The sequence below is a fragment of the Vibrio sagamiensis NBRC 104589 genome (assembly GCF_007990935.1).
GTDB lineage: Bacteria > Pseudomonadota > Gammaproteobacteria > Enterobacterales > Vibrionaceae > Vibrio > Vibrio sagamiensis.
Window position 1 is genome coordinate 16,959 of the sequence record NZ_BJXJ01000022.1, and the last position, 14,500, is coordinate 31,458.

The following is a 14,500-nucleotide window of genomic DNA, read 5'->3' on the forward strand; positions in this document are numbered from 1 at the left end:
CCAGGCCATCAGATTGGCAATGGATATGCCTGACTGTTAGGTAATAAGATGCGCCCAACATCCGTCAGGTTCGCACATACAAACCGGAGTGCAACTCGCCGCCGCAGTGGCTTCACCGTAGCAGCAAAAGTAAAACAAGTTGCACCAACGATCACTTTAGTTGAGAAAAACACTCTTGTGCCGAGTCTCTCACATAAAGTGACTCAAGCGGCTTAGTTTGAAAGCGCGGTTCAACCCGCGCTTTTCTTTTACCTCTCATCCTCTGTTTTCATTTTACTCTCCTACACTTTCTATTTTGGCATTGCGCTGCAATTTGATACCTTACACAAAACACCTATAGAATTTGTGGAGAAAGAGATGAAGTGTCATCGTATTGAAGAGTTACTTGAATTACTCGGACCAGAGTGGAATAAAGATCAGGATATGTCCCTCATCCAATTCATCGTTAAGCTGGCTGATGAAGCTGGTTATCAAGGTAAGTTAGAAGACTTGACCGATGATGTTCTGATCTACCATCTAAAAATGCGCAACAGCGATAAATCAGCAATTATTCCAGGATTAAAAAAGGATCATGAAGAGGATTTTAAAACCGCACTATTACGCGCACGCGGTATTCTTTAATGTATTGAGTGGAACAAGGCGCTCAGCAGTAAGCCTATTCTACCTCTACCAAACCCACCAGCTCAGTCTATAACCTTTGTGAAAAGAACAGAGTTTTATTAATAGACTGACTGGTTCTCTCGCAGAAAAGTCCCGCCAGTTTTCTCCAAATCTTGAGTTCCTCCAACAAACGTCGGGGAAATTGTCGATATAATCGATGGTTAATAGATGCGCACCAAAGGCACTATTCAATAATAAAGACTTCGTCCTCAAAAAAACCAAAGCATGCCATCAGAAGCACGGTCAAACGACACCATCAAGGAAGCACCATGAAGCAGGATAAAATTGATATTAAGGATGTCACTGTTAATAAATGTGATCCCAAAAGTACCACTGAGCAAGATCGATTTAACCCAAGCAATCGCATCTATGTTCGCGAGAGTAAGGGAGTTTACCAAACCCTACGGCGCTATTTCGGCTGGTTATTGCTGCTTCTCTTTATGCTGCTACCTTGGTTATCCTACGGTGATCGACAAGCGATTTTACTCGATTTAAGCCACCAGCAATTTCACTTTTTCGCTCTCACTCTCTATCCACAAGATCTCACATTATTAGCCCTGCTCTTTGTTATTGGTGCATTCGGACTGTTTTTTATTACCACCTTTTTAGGCCGAGTTTGGTGTGGTTACTTATGCCCACAAACGGTCTGGACGTTTATGTACATTTGGTTTGAAGAAAAATTAGAGGGTCACGCCAATAAACGCCGTAAGCAAGATGCAAGCCCTTTAACATCAAGCTTACTCTTACGCAAAACCCTAAAACATTTAGCTTGGTTGAGCATCGCATTTGCCACAGGCTTAACTTTTGTCGGTTACTTTATTCCCATTAAGCCCCTTGTTACCCAGTTCTTTACTTTTAATAGCGCAGCTTGGCCAACCTTTTGGGTGATATTTTTTACCTTTTGTACCTATGGAAATGCTGGCTGGATGCGTTCCATCATGTGTGTCCACATGTGCCCTTACGCTCGCTTTCAGTCAGCGATGTTTGATGATGACACCTTCGTTGTCGGCTACGATGCAAAACGAGGAGAGCAACGAGGAGCGCGTCCACGTAAAATTGAGCCTTCATCACTCAACCTTGGTGATTGCATCGACTGTAATTTATGTGTGCAAGTCTGCCCCACCGGTATTGATATCCGAGATGGTCTACAATACGAATGCATCAACTGCGGCGCTTGTATTGATGCCTGTGATCATACAATGGAACGTATGGGCTATCAAAAGGGTCTCATCAGTTACACGACCGAACACCGCCTAAGCGGCCAAAAAACTCACGTAATAAGACCAAAGTTACTCGGCTATGGCGCTGTCCTATTGGTCATGATTGGCTTATTCATCACTCAACTTGTCAGTGTTGATCCTGCTGGGCTAAGCGTACTACGTGATCGTAACCAACTATTTAGAATCAACAGCGTTGGAGAAGTCGAAAATACCTATACCTTGAAGATTATCAACAAAACTCAGCAGTCACAAACTTACCAGTTAGATGTCTCTGGATTAGACAACGTGCATTGGTACGGAAAACACAATGTCGATGTACAGCCAGGAGAAGTGTTGAATTTACCAATTAGTCTTGGTATTAAACCCAACACTCTTGACTCTGCAATTACCACCATTCAGTTTATACTCACTGACAGCAACCATGAATTTACAACACAAGTTGAAAGCCGCTTTATTAAAAAGCTCTAATTTATCCTTTTAATGGAAAAAGGTTCAGCAATGAGCCTTTTTATTTATATGTCTCAAGGCACGTTTAATTTTGACGCCCTCACTCCAGATTTTATGTGGTACGCCCTCGAAAGCATCGGTATTCGTGCCGAATCTGGTTTTCTCGCGCTTAATAGTTACGAGAACAGAGTTTACCAGTTTACTGATGAAGAAAAGCGACGCTACGTGGTGAAGTTTTATCGTCCAGAGCGTTGGAATCATGAACAAATTCAAGAAGAACACGATTTTACTCTGGAACTGGTCGATAACGAGATTCCTGTCGCACCACCTGTACGTATTAACGGCCAAACGTTGCATCATTACCAAGGCTATAATTTTGCGTTGTTTAATAGTGTCGGTGGTCGCCAATTTGAGGTTGATAATTTTGATCAACTTGAAGGTGTCGGTCGATTTTTAGGCCGCATACACAAGGTAGGCAGTCAAACCACCTTCCAACATCGCCCTAGTATCGGCTTGCAAGAATACCTCTACCAACCTAAAGCTATCTTACAAAATGCCAATATGATCCCAGCCCACCTAGAAAACAGTTTCTTTAATGATTTAGATCTGCTGATTCAAGCCATCGAGGCACATTGGCAAGAAGACGTTAGTTCAATCCGCTTACATGGGGATTGTCACCCAGGGAATATATTATGGCTTGACGGTCCAATGTTTGTCGACTTAGACGATGCACGTAATGGGCCAGCAATACAAGACTTATGGATGCTGCTTAATGGCGATCGCCAAGACAAACTCACACAATTGGATATTTTATTAGAAGGCTACCAAGAATTCAGTGACTTTAATTCGACCCAATTGAAACTAATTGAACCTTTACGTGGTCTACGAATGGTGCACTATATGGCATGGTTAGCAAAACGTTGGCATGACCCTGCATTTCCGCTCGCTTTTCCATGGTTTAATGAGCCAAAATACTGGGAAGGCCAAGTCCTTGCCTTTAAAGAGCAAATTGCTAATTTAGCGGAAACACCATTATCTTTAATGCCGCAATGGTAAGTCCGGCTGAACAACTCAAAATGGAGAAATTTAAATGAAAAAGCTGTTCACACTGTTTTCTATGTTAGTACTAAGCCTATCAGTACAAGCTGCCCCTTATAAAGAAGGAGAGCATTATAAAGTCTTAGATTTAGAACCTTCTAATAAACCAATGGTAACGGAGTTCTTCTCTTTTTATTGTCCACATTGTAATTCGTTTGAACCTATCATCCAACAGCTTAAGAAAAAGCTTCCGGATGGTGTTGAACTGCAAAAGAATCACGTTTCCTTTATGGGTGGCAGCATGGGGCCTGCGATGAGCAAAGCGTTTGCAACTATGGTGGCACTACAAATCGAAGATCAAATGATTCCGGTACTCTTTAATCGCATCCATAACATGCGTAAGCCACCACGTGATGAAGCTGAGCTACGCCAAATCTTCTTAGATGAAGGTATTGAGGCAAATAAATTTGATGCGGCTTACAAAGGTTTTGCAATTGACTCCATGGTGCGTCGCATGGATAAGAAATTTGAAAACAGTGGCTTAACAGGTGTTCCAGCAATTATTGTTAACAACAAATATCTGGTTCAAGCACAAGGGCTAAAATCAACAGACGAATACATTGCCTTAGTGAACTACCTACTGACATTAAAGTAACTTTCGATTGAGTGATGAAAGGGGGAGAGCTAAGTGCTCTCCCCTTTTTTATTCAAATCAACTCAAAGTCAGCGCCGCTTGTCACGATTCTTCAAATACTGCAGAAATCATGGGTTATTTAGTTTGGTCGGCTTTAGTCTCTGACGAGTAAATAGCTTTTAAACGCTGATCTTTTTCTTGCCAAATCCCACTCAGCCAATGCTGAAACTGGCGCTTAAAAGGTTTGTCATTGAAATAATCGCCCGTGACTTGCTCATTCAGTGGGCGCACATTGACCCTAACGACAATCTTTTTCATCCGACCAAATAACACATCCCTAAATGGTTTATCAGAGCTGCCAGGGTAAGCCAAGGTGACATCAATGATACTTTCAAACTGTTCACCCATTGCCCCCAAGGTATACGCAATCCCACCGGATTTTGGTTTAAGTAAATACTGGTAGCCAGAACGTGTTTTCCGTTGTTTTTCTATAGTGAATCGTGTTCCTTCAACATAATTAACTACTGTTGTTGGGGTACACTTAAACTTAGCACAAGAACGCCGAGTAGTAGCTAGGTCTTGGCCTCGTTTCTCTGGATGACGAAGCAAATACTCACGGGAATAACGGCGCATAAAAGGCATATCTAATGCCCAGCAAGCCATTCCCATAAAGGGCACATATAATAACTGCTGTTTCAAAAAAAACTTTGGCATTGGAATGCGGTCTTTGAACACACAACACAGTACAACAATATCCAACCAGCTGAGGTGATTACTTAGCAATAAGTACCAGCCATTTTTTCTAAGATTTTCTCCGCCTTGAACATCCCATTCAACTCTATTGAACAGAGCCAGAATGAGTGCATTGTTCGTGGCCCACAACCACATCAACTTGTTAGCAACTTTCGTTCCTTGAGCCTTGAGAGCCTGAGTTGGCAAAAACCACTTAAAAACTGCAGTAATACAAATAGCCATAGAACAAACCGTTGTATTAAGAATTATTAAAAAAACATTAAATATAAATAATAGATAAATCAAAATAATACCTAATTACCAGACCGTTTATAGTGCAATAATGAAACAGTGCGTAATTATACGAATCTATTACCATTTGGGAATCTTTGTCAGATTGGTCAGCTCTGTTAACGAGCTTTAATAAATACATCAACTGCAGTTATTACAATAAGGAAGTCATCAATGAAGCTAAAAATTATCACCTTATCTACCGCATTTTGTGTCAGTTCAGTTCAGGCACAGTTAGCCAAAAATACAGGTATCAACGGTAATATTTCTGCCAATGCTGGCTTTATATCATCTCAATCTCATTTTAATACCAAAAGTAGCAGTACCATTCACTCTTATAATGAGAATACAGATCGCCACGGCTCGTTTATCGCAGCACCATTAGGTATGCTCTCTTATACTTATGGTGATCAACTCGATAGACAAGTTTATATAGGCACCACACGCTCAGATATTTCCATTGGTATACTGGCTTTTCAGCTCGGCTACCAATATCAACTATCCGATGGACTTATTTTAGATGTTTCTTATTTGCCGACTATTCTTAAAAGTGAAACTTGGCAAGACCCTTACCTACTCGACCAAGCAAGAAGTACCACTGACGAAGGTGGTAACGCTTTCCGTTTCCAAATTAAAAACCTGTTAAATAACAACCTTAATCTCGATTTGGCCTACGCAGTAAAGGGGGTTGAGAATGATCGAGTAACAGATGCCTCGCTGGCCCGAGACGCAGACATTTACCACTTTAAGGCGGATTATCGCATTCCACTTAGCCGCACTTCTATGCTTAAGCCTGCTTTTACCTATGTTAAGCAAAATGCAGATGGCAAAGCAGAATCTTTTGATTCTTACAAACTCGATCTAAGCTGGTTTGCCTTTATTAAACGCCACAAATTGGCGCTTACCGCGGGCTATAAAATAAAGGACTATGACGCTGCCAGTCAGATCTTTGGTAAAGCTCGCAACGATAAGGCATGGAGCCTGTTTGCCGCCTATGAGTATAGTAATGTTTTTCAATGGCAAAATTGGTCGTTCGTGTCCTTAGCTGGCTACAGCGATACCCACTCTAACCTTTCCTTCTATGCAGAAAAGCAACTGGTCGTCTCTGCTGGCTTAAACTACAATTTTTAGCCATTCCTTCGCAGTAGGCAGCGGGCACCTAGCTTGCTGCCAAAGCTCATAGCACAGTTAGAGGCTTATGCTCCCTACACCGCCTGAGCAGTAAGCTGTTTGAGCAATCGGTCCATGGCTCGGTAACCTAGAGCTTCGGCTAAATGTGAACGCTCGATTTGTTGCGCACCTTCAAGATCGGCAATGGTGCGAGCAACCTTAATGATGCGATGATAAGCACGGATCGACAAACCCAATCGATGGAGCGCATTTTCTAAAAACTCAGCATCACTTTTTTGTAAAGGACAGAAAGCCTCGATCTCGCGACTGCCTAATAGGGCGTTGACCTTGCCACTTCGATTTAACATATCATCTCTAGCTTGATTCACCCGCGCTTTCACCACCGAAGTCGGTTCTCCACGATCGCCACCCTCAGACAAAGTGCCTTTCGGTAGCGCAGGGATCTCTAGCGACATATCAAAGCGATCGAGCAAAGGCCCAGACAGACGTCCCAAATAACGGAGGATCGCTTGTGGATTGGTTCGTGCTTGATTGCCTTCATAGTATCCAGTTGGACTGGGATTCAGTGCCCCTACCAGCTGGAATCTTGCTGGAAAGCGGGTTTTACCTTGGGCCCGAGAAATAATGATCTCACCTGATTCTAATGGCTCTCGGAGCGAGTCGAGCACTTTACGATCAAACTCAGGCATTTCATCAAGAAACAGCAACCCATTATGTGCCAAAGAAATTTCACCAGGTCTAGGGACTGAACCTCCTCCAACTAAGGCTGCCATTGAACTTGAATGATGTGGAGAACGGAACGGACGCTGTTTCCAATTATGTTCATTGATATCACTTTGCGTCAAAGAAGCCACTGCGGCCGTTTGCATTGCTTCTTCGTCACTCATTTCCGGCAGTAAATCGCACAGTCGTGAGGCTAACATGGTCTTACCTGTACCCGGAGGCCCCAAAAATAGTAAGTTATGATTGCCTGCAGCGGCAATTTCTAGGGCACGCTTACCTTGTTGCTGACCAATAATATCCTGCAAGTCACGACTCTGATTACTGGCTGTATTTTTTCTCGGTGCTTGATAAAGATCCAACTGATGCTGACCACACAGTTCAGCACAGACTTCCAATAAAGATTGTGCAGATTTGTGATGCTCTTTCCCCACCAAAGCAGCCTGATCGCCATTCGCATGAGGGACAACTAAGTGACGCTGACTCTTATTTGCAGCCAGTGCCGCGGACAGCACTCCTTTCACCCTTCTCAACCCTCCAGACAAAGCTAATTCGCCGATAAATTCATAATTATCAAGCCTATCTGTCACGATCTGCTGTGAAGCTGCGAGAATTCCTAACGCGATAGGTAAGTCAAATCGACCTCCCTCTTTGGGTAAATCTGCTGGAGCAAGATTGACCGTAATCCGTTTGGCTGGAAACTGAAAGTTTGAATTGACGATCGCACTTCGAACACGATCTTTAGACTCTTTGACGGTGGTTTCAGGTAGCCCTACCAAGGTAAAGCCCGGCATCCCATTGCTTATGTGTACTTCGACACTGACCGCTGGAGCTTGAACTCCAACACTTGCTCGACTGTGAATGATTGCCAACCCCATAATTTCCTCAATTGTGTCCACGATGTAAACCAGATCTGTTAGATATAGCCTGCCTTCGGGAACCGTTAATATGAAAAAAGAATGAGTTTTTGCTTGTCATGTAACAGATTTGTATGTTACCACTAGTGATGAAAAGCATTTCGTAGAACATTAGATAAAATTTTAACGAAAAGAATAACGACAGACAGATGAATACATTCGCTCGCATCAACGCACTACTACTCCTGATTATCGTGGTCATTATTAACACCGCGCGGGGGAGTGTGAGCGAAAAGTAAACACACATTAGAAAAAGCCCCCGCACTGCAAAGTCCGGGGGCTTTTTTACAACTACATGTTGTCAACGGTCCAAACCGGACAGGTTAACGGGAAGAATGGGAGCGCACATGAAGTGCAACAAACAAGGAATTAACTACCAGCCTCAAGGTAGCAAAATAGGAGGTCTTCGATGACTGGAGCACAACTTGTCGTCGCGGCACTTAAACAACAAGGCATTGATACCGTATTTGGCTACCCCGGTGGCGCAATCATGCCAATTTATGATGCACTTTATGATGGCGGCGTCGAGCACATCTTATGCCGACATGAGCAAGGGGCAGCAATGGCTGCAATTGGCATGGCGCGAGCCACACAAGATGTTGCTGTATGCATGGCTACATCGGGCCCGGGTGCAACCAATTTAGTCACAGGCCTTGCTGATGCCTTTCTTGACTCCATACCTCTCGTCGCCATTACAGGTCAGGTCGCAAGTTCTCATATTGGTACCGATGCCTTCCAAGAAATGGATGTGATTGGTATGTCTCTTTCTTGTACCAAACACAGCTATCTAGTGACGGATATTGCAGAGCTGGCACCGACATTGGCGGAAGCATTCGAAGTCGCAAAGGCAGGTCGCCCAGGTCCTGTAATCGTCGACATCGCTAAAGATGTCCAACTTGCCCAGGCACCAACCACACAGTTGCACAGCTTCGCTAAGCCCGACGCACCGCAAGTCAGTCAAGCCGACATTCAGCGCGCTCAACAGGTTCTGAGCACATCAACCCGCCCTGTTTTATACGTCGGTGGCGGTGTTCAATTGGCTAAAGCAACTGAAGTGGTCAGAGAATTTTTACGTTTAAACCCCATGCCAGCAGTCAGCACTTTGAAAGGATTAGGCACCATCGAGCGTCATGATCCTCATTACCTTGGCATGTTAGGTATGCACGGTACAAAAGCGGCAAACTTAATCGTACAAGAATGTGATTTATTGATTGTTGTTGGCGCACGCTTTGATGATCGCGTCACAGGTAAGCTCGATACCTTTGCACCTAATGCCAAAGTCATTCATATCGACATTGATGCTGCTGAAATCCACAAACTGCGTCATGCTAATGCACCACTTAGGGGTGAAATTAAGGCTACTCTTCCTCAACTTGAGCTCACCCATGACATCAGCCCTTGGGTCCATCATTGTGAAAGTCTTCGCAGTGGTTTCAAGTGGCGTTATGATCACCCTGGCGAGCTTATTTATGCGCCCCTTTTGCTCAAGCAATTGTCGGATATGATGCCTGATAGTGCCATCGTCTCTACCGATGTAGGCCAACATCAAATGTGGGCCGCTCAGCACATTCAGCCACGTGAACCACAAAACTTCATCACTTCCGCAGGCCTTGGCACTATGGGCTTTGGTTTACCTGCAGCAATGGGAGCAGCGGTGGCTCGTCCTGATGACCAATCTATCCTTATCACGGGTGATGGCTCGTTCATGATGAACATTCAGGAGTTAGGCACACTGAAACGTCGCCAGATCCCAGTCAAAATTGTTCTGCTCAACAACCAACGTCTTGGTATGGTACGCCAGTGGCAGTCTCTTTTCTTTGATGGCCGCCATAGTGAAACCATCCTTGATGATAATCCTAATTTCGTCATGCTGGCCGAAGCATTCGACATTCCAGGTCAAACCATAACCAAAAAAGAACAAGTCGAACCAGCTCTCAAAGCGATGCTAGAAAGTAAGACTTCTTACTTACTTCACGTTTTAATCGACGAAGAAGAAAACGTATGGCCACTTGTACCACCGGGTGCGTCAAACAGTGATATGTTAGAGAACACGTAGGAAGCACTCAAATGGACAGATATTTACTCGACATTAAAGCCGATGACAAACCGGTCCTGTTAGAGCGTGTACTTCGTGTCACTCGCCATAGAGGATTTGTGATCAAACAGGTTGCTGCAACACAGAATCACGCCAGTAAAGTGGCGAGCGTCGAACTGATTGTCGACAGTGATCGGCCAATCTCTTTTTTAGTCAATCAAATTGAAAAGTTGTGGGATATTCGCTCAGTAGACGTTCTCAAAATCCGTAATGATGAGCTTCCAAACCACAACCTACAACAACACGTCAGTGCATAAGGAAAGCAACACATGGCAACAAATACTGCAGACTTCATTTGGTTCAATGGCAAAATGGTTCCGTGGGCAGAAGCAAACGTACACGTATTAACTCACGCTATGCACTACGGTACCTCAGTTTTTGAGGGCGTTCGCTGCTATAACACGCCAAAAGGCCCAATTGTGTTTCGCCACAGAGAACACGCCCAACGCTTAAAAGATTCAGCAAAAATTTATCGTTTCCCGATCCCATTTTCAGTTGAAGAAATTATGGAAGCGACACGTGAAACACTGCGCCAGAATAAGCTAGAGAGCGCGTACATTCGTCCACTTGGCTTTGTAGGCAACGTCGGGCTGGGTGTTTGCCCTCCGGTAGGTACAGAAATGGACCTGGTTATTGCTGCTTTTCCTTGGGGCTCTTACCTCGGTGAAGAAGCACTGGAAAAAGGTGTCGATGCAATGATTTCGAGCTGGAATCGTGCCGCCCCCAATACCATTCCTACTGCAGCAAAAGCGGGCGGTAACTACCTATCTTCACTACTGGTTGGCGGTGAAGCCCGTCGCCACGGTTATGATGAAGGTATTGCATTGAGCGTCGATGGCTACCTGTCTGAAGGTGCTGGTGAAAACATCTTTGTTATCAAAGATAGTGTGATCACAACACCACCAACCACCAGCGCCATTTTACCCGGTATTACTCGTGACTCGATCATGACCATCGCACGTGACAAAGGTTATGAAGTTCGTGAAGCCAATATTGCTCGTGAAGCTCTTTACCTAGCCGATGAAGTCTTTATGACGGGTACCGCCGCCGAGGTGGTCCCTGTTGCGAGCATCGATAAAATTGAAGTCGGCAGCGGTAAACGCGGCCCTATCACCAAAGTACTCCAAGAGGCCTACTTCGGCCTGTTCAACGGAACCACTGAAGATAAGTGGGGCTGGTTAGACTATGTGTACCCCGAGCAGAAGTAAGAGAGATTAGCAATGCCAAAATACAGATCAGCCACCACAACACATGGCCGCAATATGGCAGGAGCACGCGCCCTGTGGCGTGCAACTGGCGTTAAAGATGAAGACTTCGGTAAGCCTATTATTGCTGTCGTAAACTCGTTTACTCAATTTGTTCCCGGGCACGTACACCTAAAAGACATGGGTCAACTTGTAGCTCGTGAAATTGAAAAAGCAGGCGGCATCGCCAAGGAATTTAACACCATCGCCGTAGATGATGGTATCGCAATGGGCCATGGAGGCATGCTTTATTCATTGCCATCTCGTGAGCTGATCGCCGATTCTGTTGAATACATGGTGAACGCTCACTGTGCCGATGCCATGGTGTGTATCTCTAACTGTGATAAAATCACCCCAGGAATGATGATGGCCGCGATGCGACTTAATATCCCGGTTATCTTTGTCTCTGGTGGCCCGATGGAAGCGGGGAAAACCAAGCTGTCTGATCAGATCATCAAACTAGACCTCGTTGATGCAATGATCCAAGGTGCTGATCCAAAAGTGTCTGATGAGCAAAGCGAACAGATCGAGCGCAGTGCCTGTCCAACTTGTGGATCGTGTTCAGGCATGTTTACCGCAAACTCGATGAACTGCTTAACGGAAGCTCTCGGTCTTTCACAACCAGGTAATGGCTCAATGTTGGCAACACACGCTGATCGTGAACAACTGTTCCTTAATGCAGGTCGTCGCATTGTTGAACTGACTCGTCGTTACTACGAGCAAGATGATGAATCAGCACTACCACGCAACATCGCTACGTTTGATGCTTTCGAAAATGCAATGGCACTGGACATCGCAATGGGTGGCTCAACCAACACCATTCTGCACCTACTGGCAGCGGCGCAAGAAGGTGAAGTGGATTTTGATATGGAAGACATCGATCGCCTATCTCGCCAAGTACCGCATTTATGTAAAGTCGCACCATCTACTCAGAAATATCACATGGAAGACGTACACCGTGCTGGTGGTGTGATGGCCATTCTTGGTGAGCTAGACCGTGCGGGTCTACTACACAATGATGCGCGCACTGTACTTGGTCTTTCGATGAAAGAGCAGCTGGCGAAATACGACATCATGCAAACCGAAGACGAAGACGTTCTGACGTTTTACCGTGCTGGTCCTGCAGGGATCCGAACCACACAAGCTTTCTCACAGGATTGTCGCTGGGATCGTCTTGATGACGACCGCGTTGAAGGCTGTATCCGAAGCATCGCTCATGCTTTTAGCCAAGAAGGTGGCTTAGCGGTTCTATCAGGCAACATCGCATTAGATGGCTGTATCGTTAAGACAGCAGGCGTTGATGAGAGCATTCATAAGTTCACAGGCCCAGCCGTAGTATTTGAAAGCCAAGAAGATGCCGTGGAAGGCATCTTGGGTGGTAAAGTCAAAGCAGGCGACGTGGTTGTTATCCGCTACGAAGGCCCTAAAGGTGGTCCGGGCATGCAAGAAATGCTTTACCCAACCACTTACCTAAAATCAATGGGGCTTGGTAAAGAGTGTGCTCTTCTAACTGACGGCCGTTTCTCTGGTGGAACATCAGGCTTGTCTATCGGTCACGCTTCGCCTGAAGCTGCAAACGGCGGTGCGATTGGTCTGGTAAAACAAGGCGATATGATCGCGATTGATATTCCAAATCGTTCAATTTCTCTTCAAGTTTCTGAGCAAGAACTTGCTGAGCGACGTGCAAAACAAGACGAGCTAGGCTGGAAACCTTTAGACCGCCAACGTGAAGTTTCTTTTGCACTTAAAGCTTATGCCAGTATGGCGACCAGTGCTGACAAAGGTGCAGTACGAGACAAGTCTAAGCTAGAGGACTAGCTTATGAGCGATAGTGTACTTTCTGGTCAACAACCACAAACTGGTGCAGATTATCTGCGCCAGATCTTACGAGCGCCTGTATATGAAGTTGCGACAGTGACCCCACTGCAAGAGATGCCTCGTCTCGCCGCTCGTATTGGTAACAATGTACAAATCAAACGTGAAGATCGCCAGCCGGTGCACTCATTCAAACTGCGTGGTGCATACAACATGGTAGCGAGCCTATCTGACGCACAGAAAACCGCTGGAGTGATTGCGGCATCGGCAGGCAACCACGCTCAAGGCATGGCACTTTCTGGTACTAAGCTGGGGATTAAAACCACCATTGTGATGCCAAAGACCACTCCCGACATCAAAGTCGATGCGGTACGCAGTTTCGGTGGCAACGTGGTATTGCATGGCAGTAACTTTGATGAGGCAAAAGCAGAAGCTGAACGTTTATCAGAGCTACATGGTTACACCTTTGTGCCACCTTTCGATCATCCATTGGTGATTGCAGGACAAGGTACTATCGGCATGGAAATGCTGCAGCAAAATGGCCACTTAGATTACATTTTCGTCCCTGTCGGCGGTGGTGGCTTGGCAGCCGGTGTTGCAGTACTTGTGAAACAACTGATGCCAGAAATCAAAGTCATCGCGGTTGAACCAGAAGACTCTTCTTGTCTTAAAGCTGCATTAGACGCAGGCCAGCCTGTCGTGCTAGATCAAGTCAGCATGTTTGCTGACGGTGTCGCAGTCAAACGCATTGGTGAAGAGACCTTTCGCCTGTGCCAAAAATACATTGATGGCCATATCGCGGTCTCCAGTGATGAAATCTGTTCAGCCGTCAAAGACATCTTTGAAGATACACGAGCGATCGCCGAACCTTCAGGCGCACTCGCTCTCGCAGGCCTAAAAAAGTTCGCGGAACAAAACAAGCTCAAAGACAAAAACCTTGCTACGGTCCTGTCTGGTGCAAACACCAACTTCCATGGCCTACGTTATGTTTCTGAGCGCTGTGAACTGGGTGAGAAGCGAGAAGGTCTCCTCGCAGTAACCATTCCAGAGCGTCAAGGGGCATTCTTTGAGTTTTGTAACTTAATTGGTGGCCGAGCCGTAACGGAATTTAACTACCGTTACAATGATGATGCTTTAGCCAACATCTTTGTTGGTGTACGTTTACAAGGTGGCCAAGAAGAACTGGACAACATCATTCGTGACTTACGAGATGGTGGTTACCCTGTGGTTGATTTATCTGATGACGAAATGGCGAAGCTGCACGTACGCTACATGATCGGTGGTAAGCCGTCTAAGTCACTTAAAGAACGGCTGTACAGCTTTGAATTCCCAGAATACCCTGGAGCACTGCTTAAGTTCTTAAGTACACTCGGCACCCATTGGAATATCAGCCTATTTAACTACCGTAATCACGGTGCAGATTATGGCCGCGTTCTCTGTGGTTTCGAGTTAGATGAGCATGATTTAGCCCAATTTTCCGCACATTTACGTGAGCTTGGCTATCGGTGCAAAGATGAAACGGACAACCCGTCGTATCAGTTTTTCTTATCCTAGCA

Annotated in this window: 13 protein-coding genes; 11 read left to right on the plus strand and 2 right to left on the minus strand. The window is 45.3% G+C overall.

Annotated elements, in window-relative coordinates; all coding sequences use genetic code 11:
- Positions 1–48: 48 nt before the first annotated feature.
- The 5 genes from VSA01S_RS20010 (at position 49) to VSA01S_RS11950 (ending at position 4,020) form a co-directional block, all read left to right on the plus strand.
- Positions 49–216 carry a hypothetical protein gene (locus tag VSA01S_RS20010; RefSeq protein ID WP_167325140.1) on the plus strand — a complete coding sequence of 56 codons (168 nt, stop codon included), beginning with the start codon at positions 49–51 and terminating at the stop codon, positions 214–216.
- A 141-nt stretch (positions 217–357) separates the two neighbouring features.
- Positions 358–621 carry a YihD family protein gene (locus VSA01S_RS11935; protein WP_039979038.1) on the plus strand — a complete coding sequence of 88 codons (264 nt, stop codon included), beginning with the start codon at positions 358–360 and terminating at the stop codon, positions 619–621.
- A 308-nt stretch (positions 622–929) separates the two neighbouring features.
- Positions 930–2,348, plus strand: a complete 1,419-nt coding sequence (ccoG, locus tag VSA01S_RS11940) for a cytochrome c oxidase accessory protein CcoG (protein ID WP_039979037.1) — start codon at positions 930–932, stop codon at positions 2,346–2,348.
- 48 nt (positions 2,349–2,396) lie between these two features.
- Positions 2,397–3,383, plus strand: coding sequence for a serine/threonine protein kinase (locus VSA01S_RS11945; RefSeq protein WP_039979058.1), 987 nt, complete (start codon positions 2,397–2,399; stop codon positions 3,381–3,383).
- 34 nt (positions 3,384–3,417) lie between these two features.
- Positions 3,418–4,020, plus strand: a complete 603-nt coding sequence (locus VSA01S_RS11950; protein ID WP_039979036.1) for a thiol:disulfide interchange protein DsbA/DsbL — start codon at positions 3,418–3,420, stop codon at positions 4,018–4,020.
- A 114-nt stretch (positions 4,021–4,134) separates the two neighbouring features.
- Here the strand turns inward: VSA01S_RS11950 and yihG are convergent, their stop codons facing one another.
- The gene (gene yihG / locus VSA01S_RS11955; RefSeq protein WP_083932193.1) at positions 4,135–5,040 is read right to left on the minus strand and encodes a 1-acylglycerol-3-phosphate O-acyltransferase, YihG family; all 906 of its coding nucleotides are present in this window, start codon (positions 5,038–5,040) and stop codon (positions 4,135–4,137) included.
- 156 nt (positions 5,041–5,196) lie between these two features.
- On the opposite strand from yihG, the gene VSA01S_RS11960 reads away from it, so the two are divergent.
- Positions 5,197–6,153, plus strand: a complete 957-nt coding sequence (locus VSA01S_RS11960) for a DUF2860 domain-containing protein (protein WP_039979034.1) — start codon at positions 5,197–5,199, stop codon at positions 6,151–6,153.
- 74 nt (positions 6,154–6,227) lie between these two features.
- Here VSA01S_RS11960 and VSA01S_RS11965 read toward each other — a convergent pair whose 3' ends face one another.
- Positions 6,228–7,751, minus strand: a complete 1,524-nt coding sequence (locus tag VSA01S_RS11965) for a YifB family Mg chelatase-like AAA ATPase (protein ID WP_039979033.1) — start codon at positions 7,749–7,751, stop codon at positions 6,228–6,230.
- Positions 7,752–8,199: 448 nt separating this feature from the next.
- Between VSA01S_RS11965 and ilvG the strand changes: the two genes are divergently transcribed.
- The 5 genes from ilvG to ilvA are packed head-to-tail and all read left to right on the plus strand — an operon-like array spanning position 8,200 to position 14,498.
- Positions 8,200–9,846, plus strand: a complete 1,647-nt coding sequence (ilvG, locus tag VSA01S_RS11970; RefSeq protein WP_039979032.1) for an acetolactate synthase 2 catalytic subunit — start codon at positions 8,200–8,202, stop codon at positions 9,844–9,846.
- An 11-nt stretch (positions 9,847–9,857) separates the two neighbouring features.
- A complete protein-coding gene (ilvM, locus tag VSA01S_RS11975; protein ID WP_021709716.1) occupies positions 9,858–10,142 on the plus strand; it encodes an acetolactate synthase 2 small subunit in 285 nt (94 codons plus the stop codon).
- Between the two features lie 12 nt (positions 10,143–10,154).
- Positions 10,155–11,093 carry a branched-chain-amino-acid transaminase gene (gene ilvE / locus VSA01S_RS11980; RefSeq protein WP_039979031.1) on the plus strand — a complete coding sequence of 313 codons (939 nt, stop codon included), beginning with the start codon at positions 10,155–10,157 and terminating at the stop codon, positions 11,091–11,093.
- A 12-nt stretch (positions 11,094–11,105) separates the two neighbouring features.
- The gene (gene ilvD, locus VSA01S_RS11985; RefSeq protein WP_039979030.1) at positions 11,106–12,947 is read left to right on the plus strand and encodes a dihydroxy-acid dehydratase; all 1,842 of its coding nucleotides are present in this window, start codon (positions 11,106–11,108) and stop codon (positions 12,945–12,947) included.
- Positions 12,948–12,950: 3 nt separating this feature from the next.
- Positions 12,951–14,498, plus strand: a complete 1,548-nt coding sequence (gene ilvA / locus VSA01S_RS11990; protein WP_039979029.1) for a threonine ammonia-lyase, biosynthetic — start codon at positions 12,951–12,953, stop codon at positions 14,496–14,498.
- Positions 14,499–14,500: the final 2 nt, after the last annotated feature.

What these genes read in the sequence shown, in the direction of transcription:
- VSA01S_RS20010 (WP_167325140.1), top strand. Translation starts at nt 49, where the DNA reads ATGCGCCCAACATCCGTCAGGTTCGCACATACAAACCGGAGTGCAACT.
- VSA01S_RS11935 (WP_039979038.1), top strand. Translation starts at nt 358, where the DNA reads ATGAAGTGTCATCGTATTGAAGAGTTACTTGAATTACTCGGACCAGAG.
- ccoG (WP_039979037.1), top strand. Translation starts at nt 930, where the DNA reads ATGAAGCAGGATAAAATTGATATTAAGGATGTCACTGTTAATAAATGT.
- VSA01S_RS11945 (WP_039979058.1), top strand. Translation starts at nt 2,397, where the DNA reads ATGTCTCAAGGCACGTTTAATTTTGACGCCCTCACTCCAGATTTTATG.
- VSA01S_RS11950 (WP_039979036.1), top strand. Translation starts at nt 3,418, where the DNA reads ATGAAAAAGCTGTTCACACTGTTTTCTATGTTAGTACTAAGCCTATCA.
- VSA01S_RS11960 (WP_039979034.1), top strand. Translation starts at nt 5,197, where the DNA reads ATGAAGCTAAAAATTATCACCTTATCTACCGCATTTTGTGTCAGTTCA.
- VSA01S_RS11965 (WP_039979033.1), bottom strand. Translation starts at nt 7,751, where the DNA reads ATGGGGTTGGCAATCATTCACAGTCGAGCAAGTGTTGGAGTTCAAGCT.
- ilvG (WP_039979032.1), top strand. Translation starts at nt 8,200, where the DNA reads ATGACTGGAGCACAACTTGTCGTCGCGGCACTTAAACAACAAGGCATT.
- ilvM (WP_021709716.1), top strand. Translation starts at nt 9,858, where the DNA reads ATGGACAGATATTTACTCGACATTAAAGCCGATGACAAACCGGTCCTG.
- ilvE (WP_039979031.1), top strand. Translation starts at nt 10,155, where the DNA reads ATGGCAACAAATACTGCAGACTTCATTTGGTTCAATGGCAAAATGGTT.
- ilvD (WP_039979030.1), top strand. Translation starts at nt 11,106, where the DNA reads ATGCCAAAATACAGATCAGCCACCACAACACATGGCCGCAATATGGCA.
- ilvA (WP_039979029.1), top strand. Translation starts at nt 12,951, where the DNA reads ATGAGCGATAGTGTACTTTCTGGTCAACAACCACAAACTGGTGCAGAT.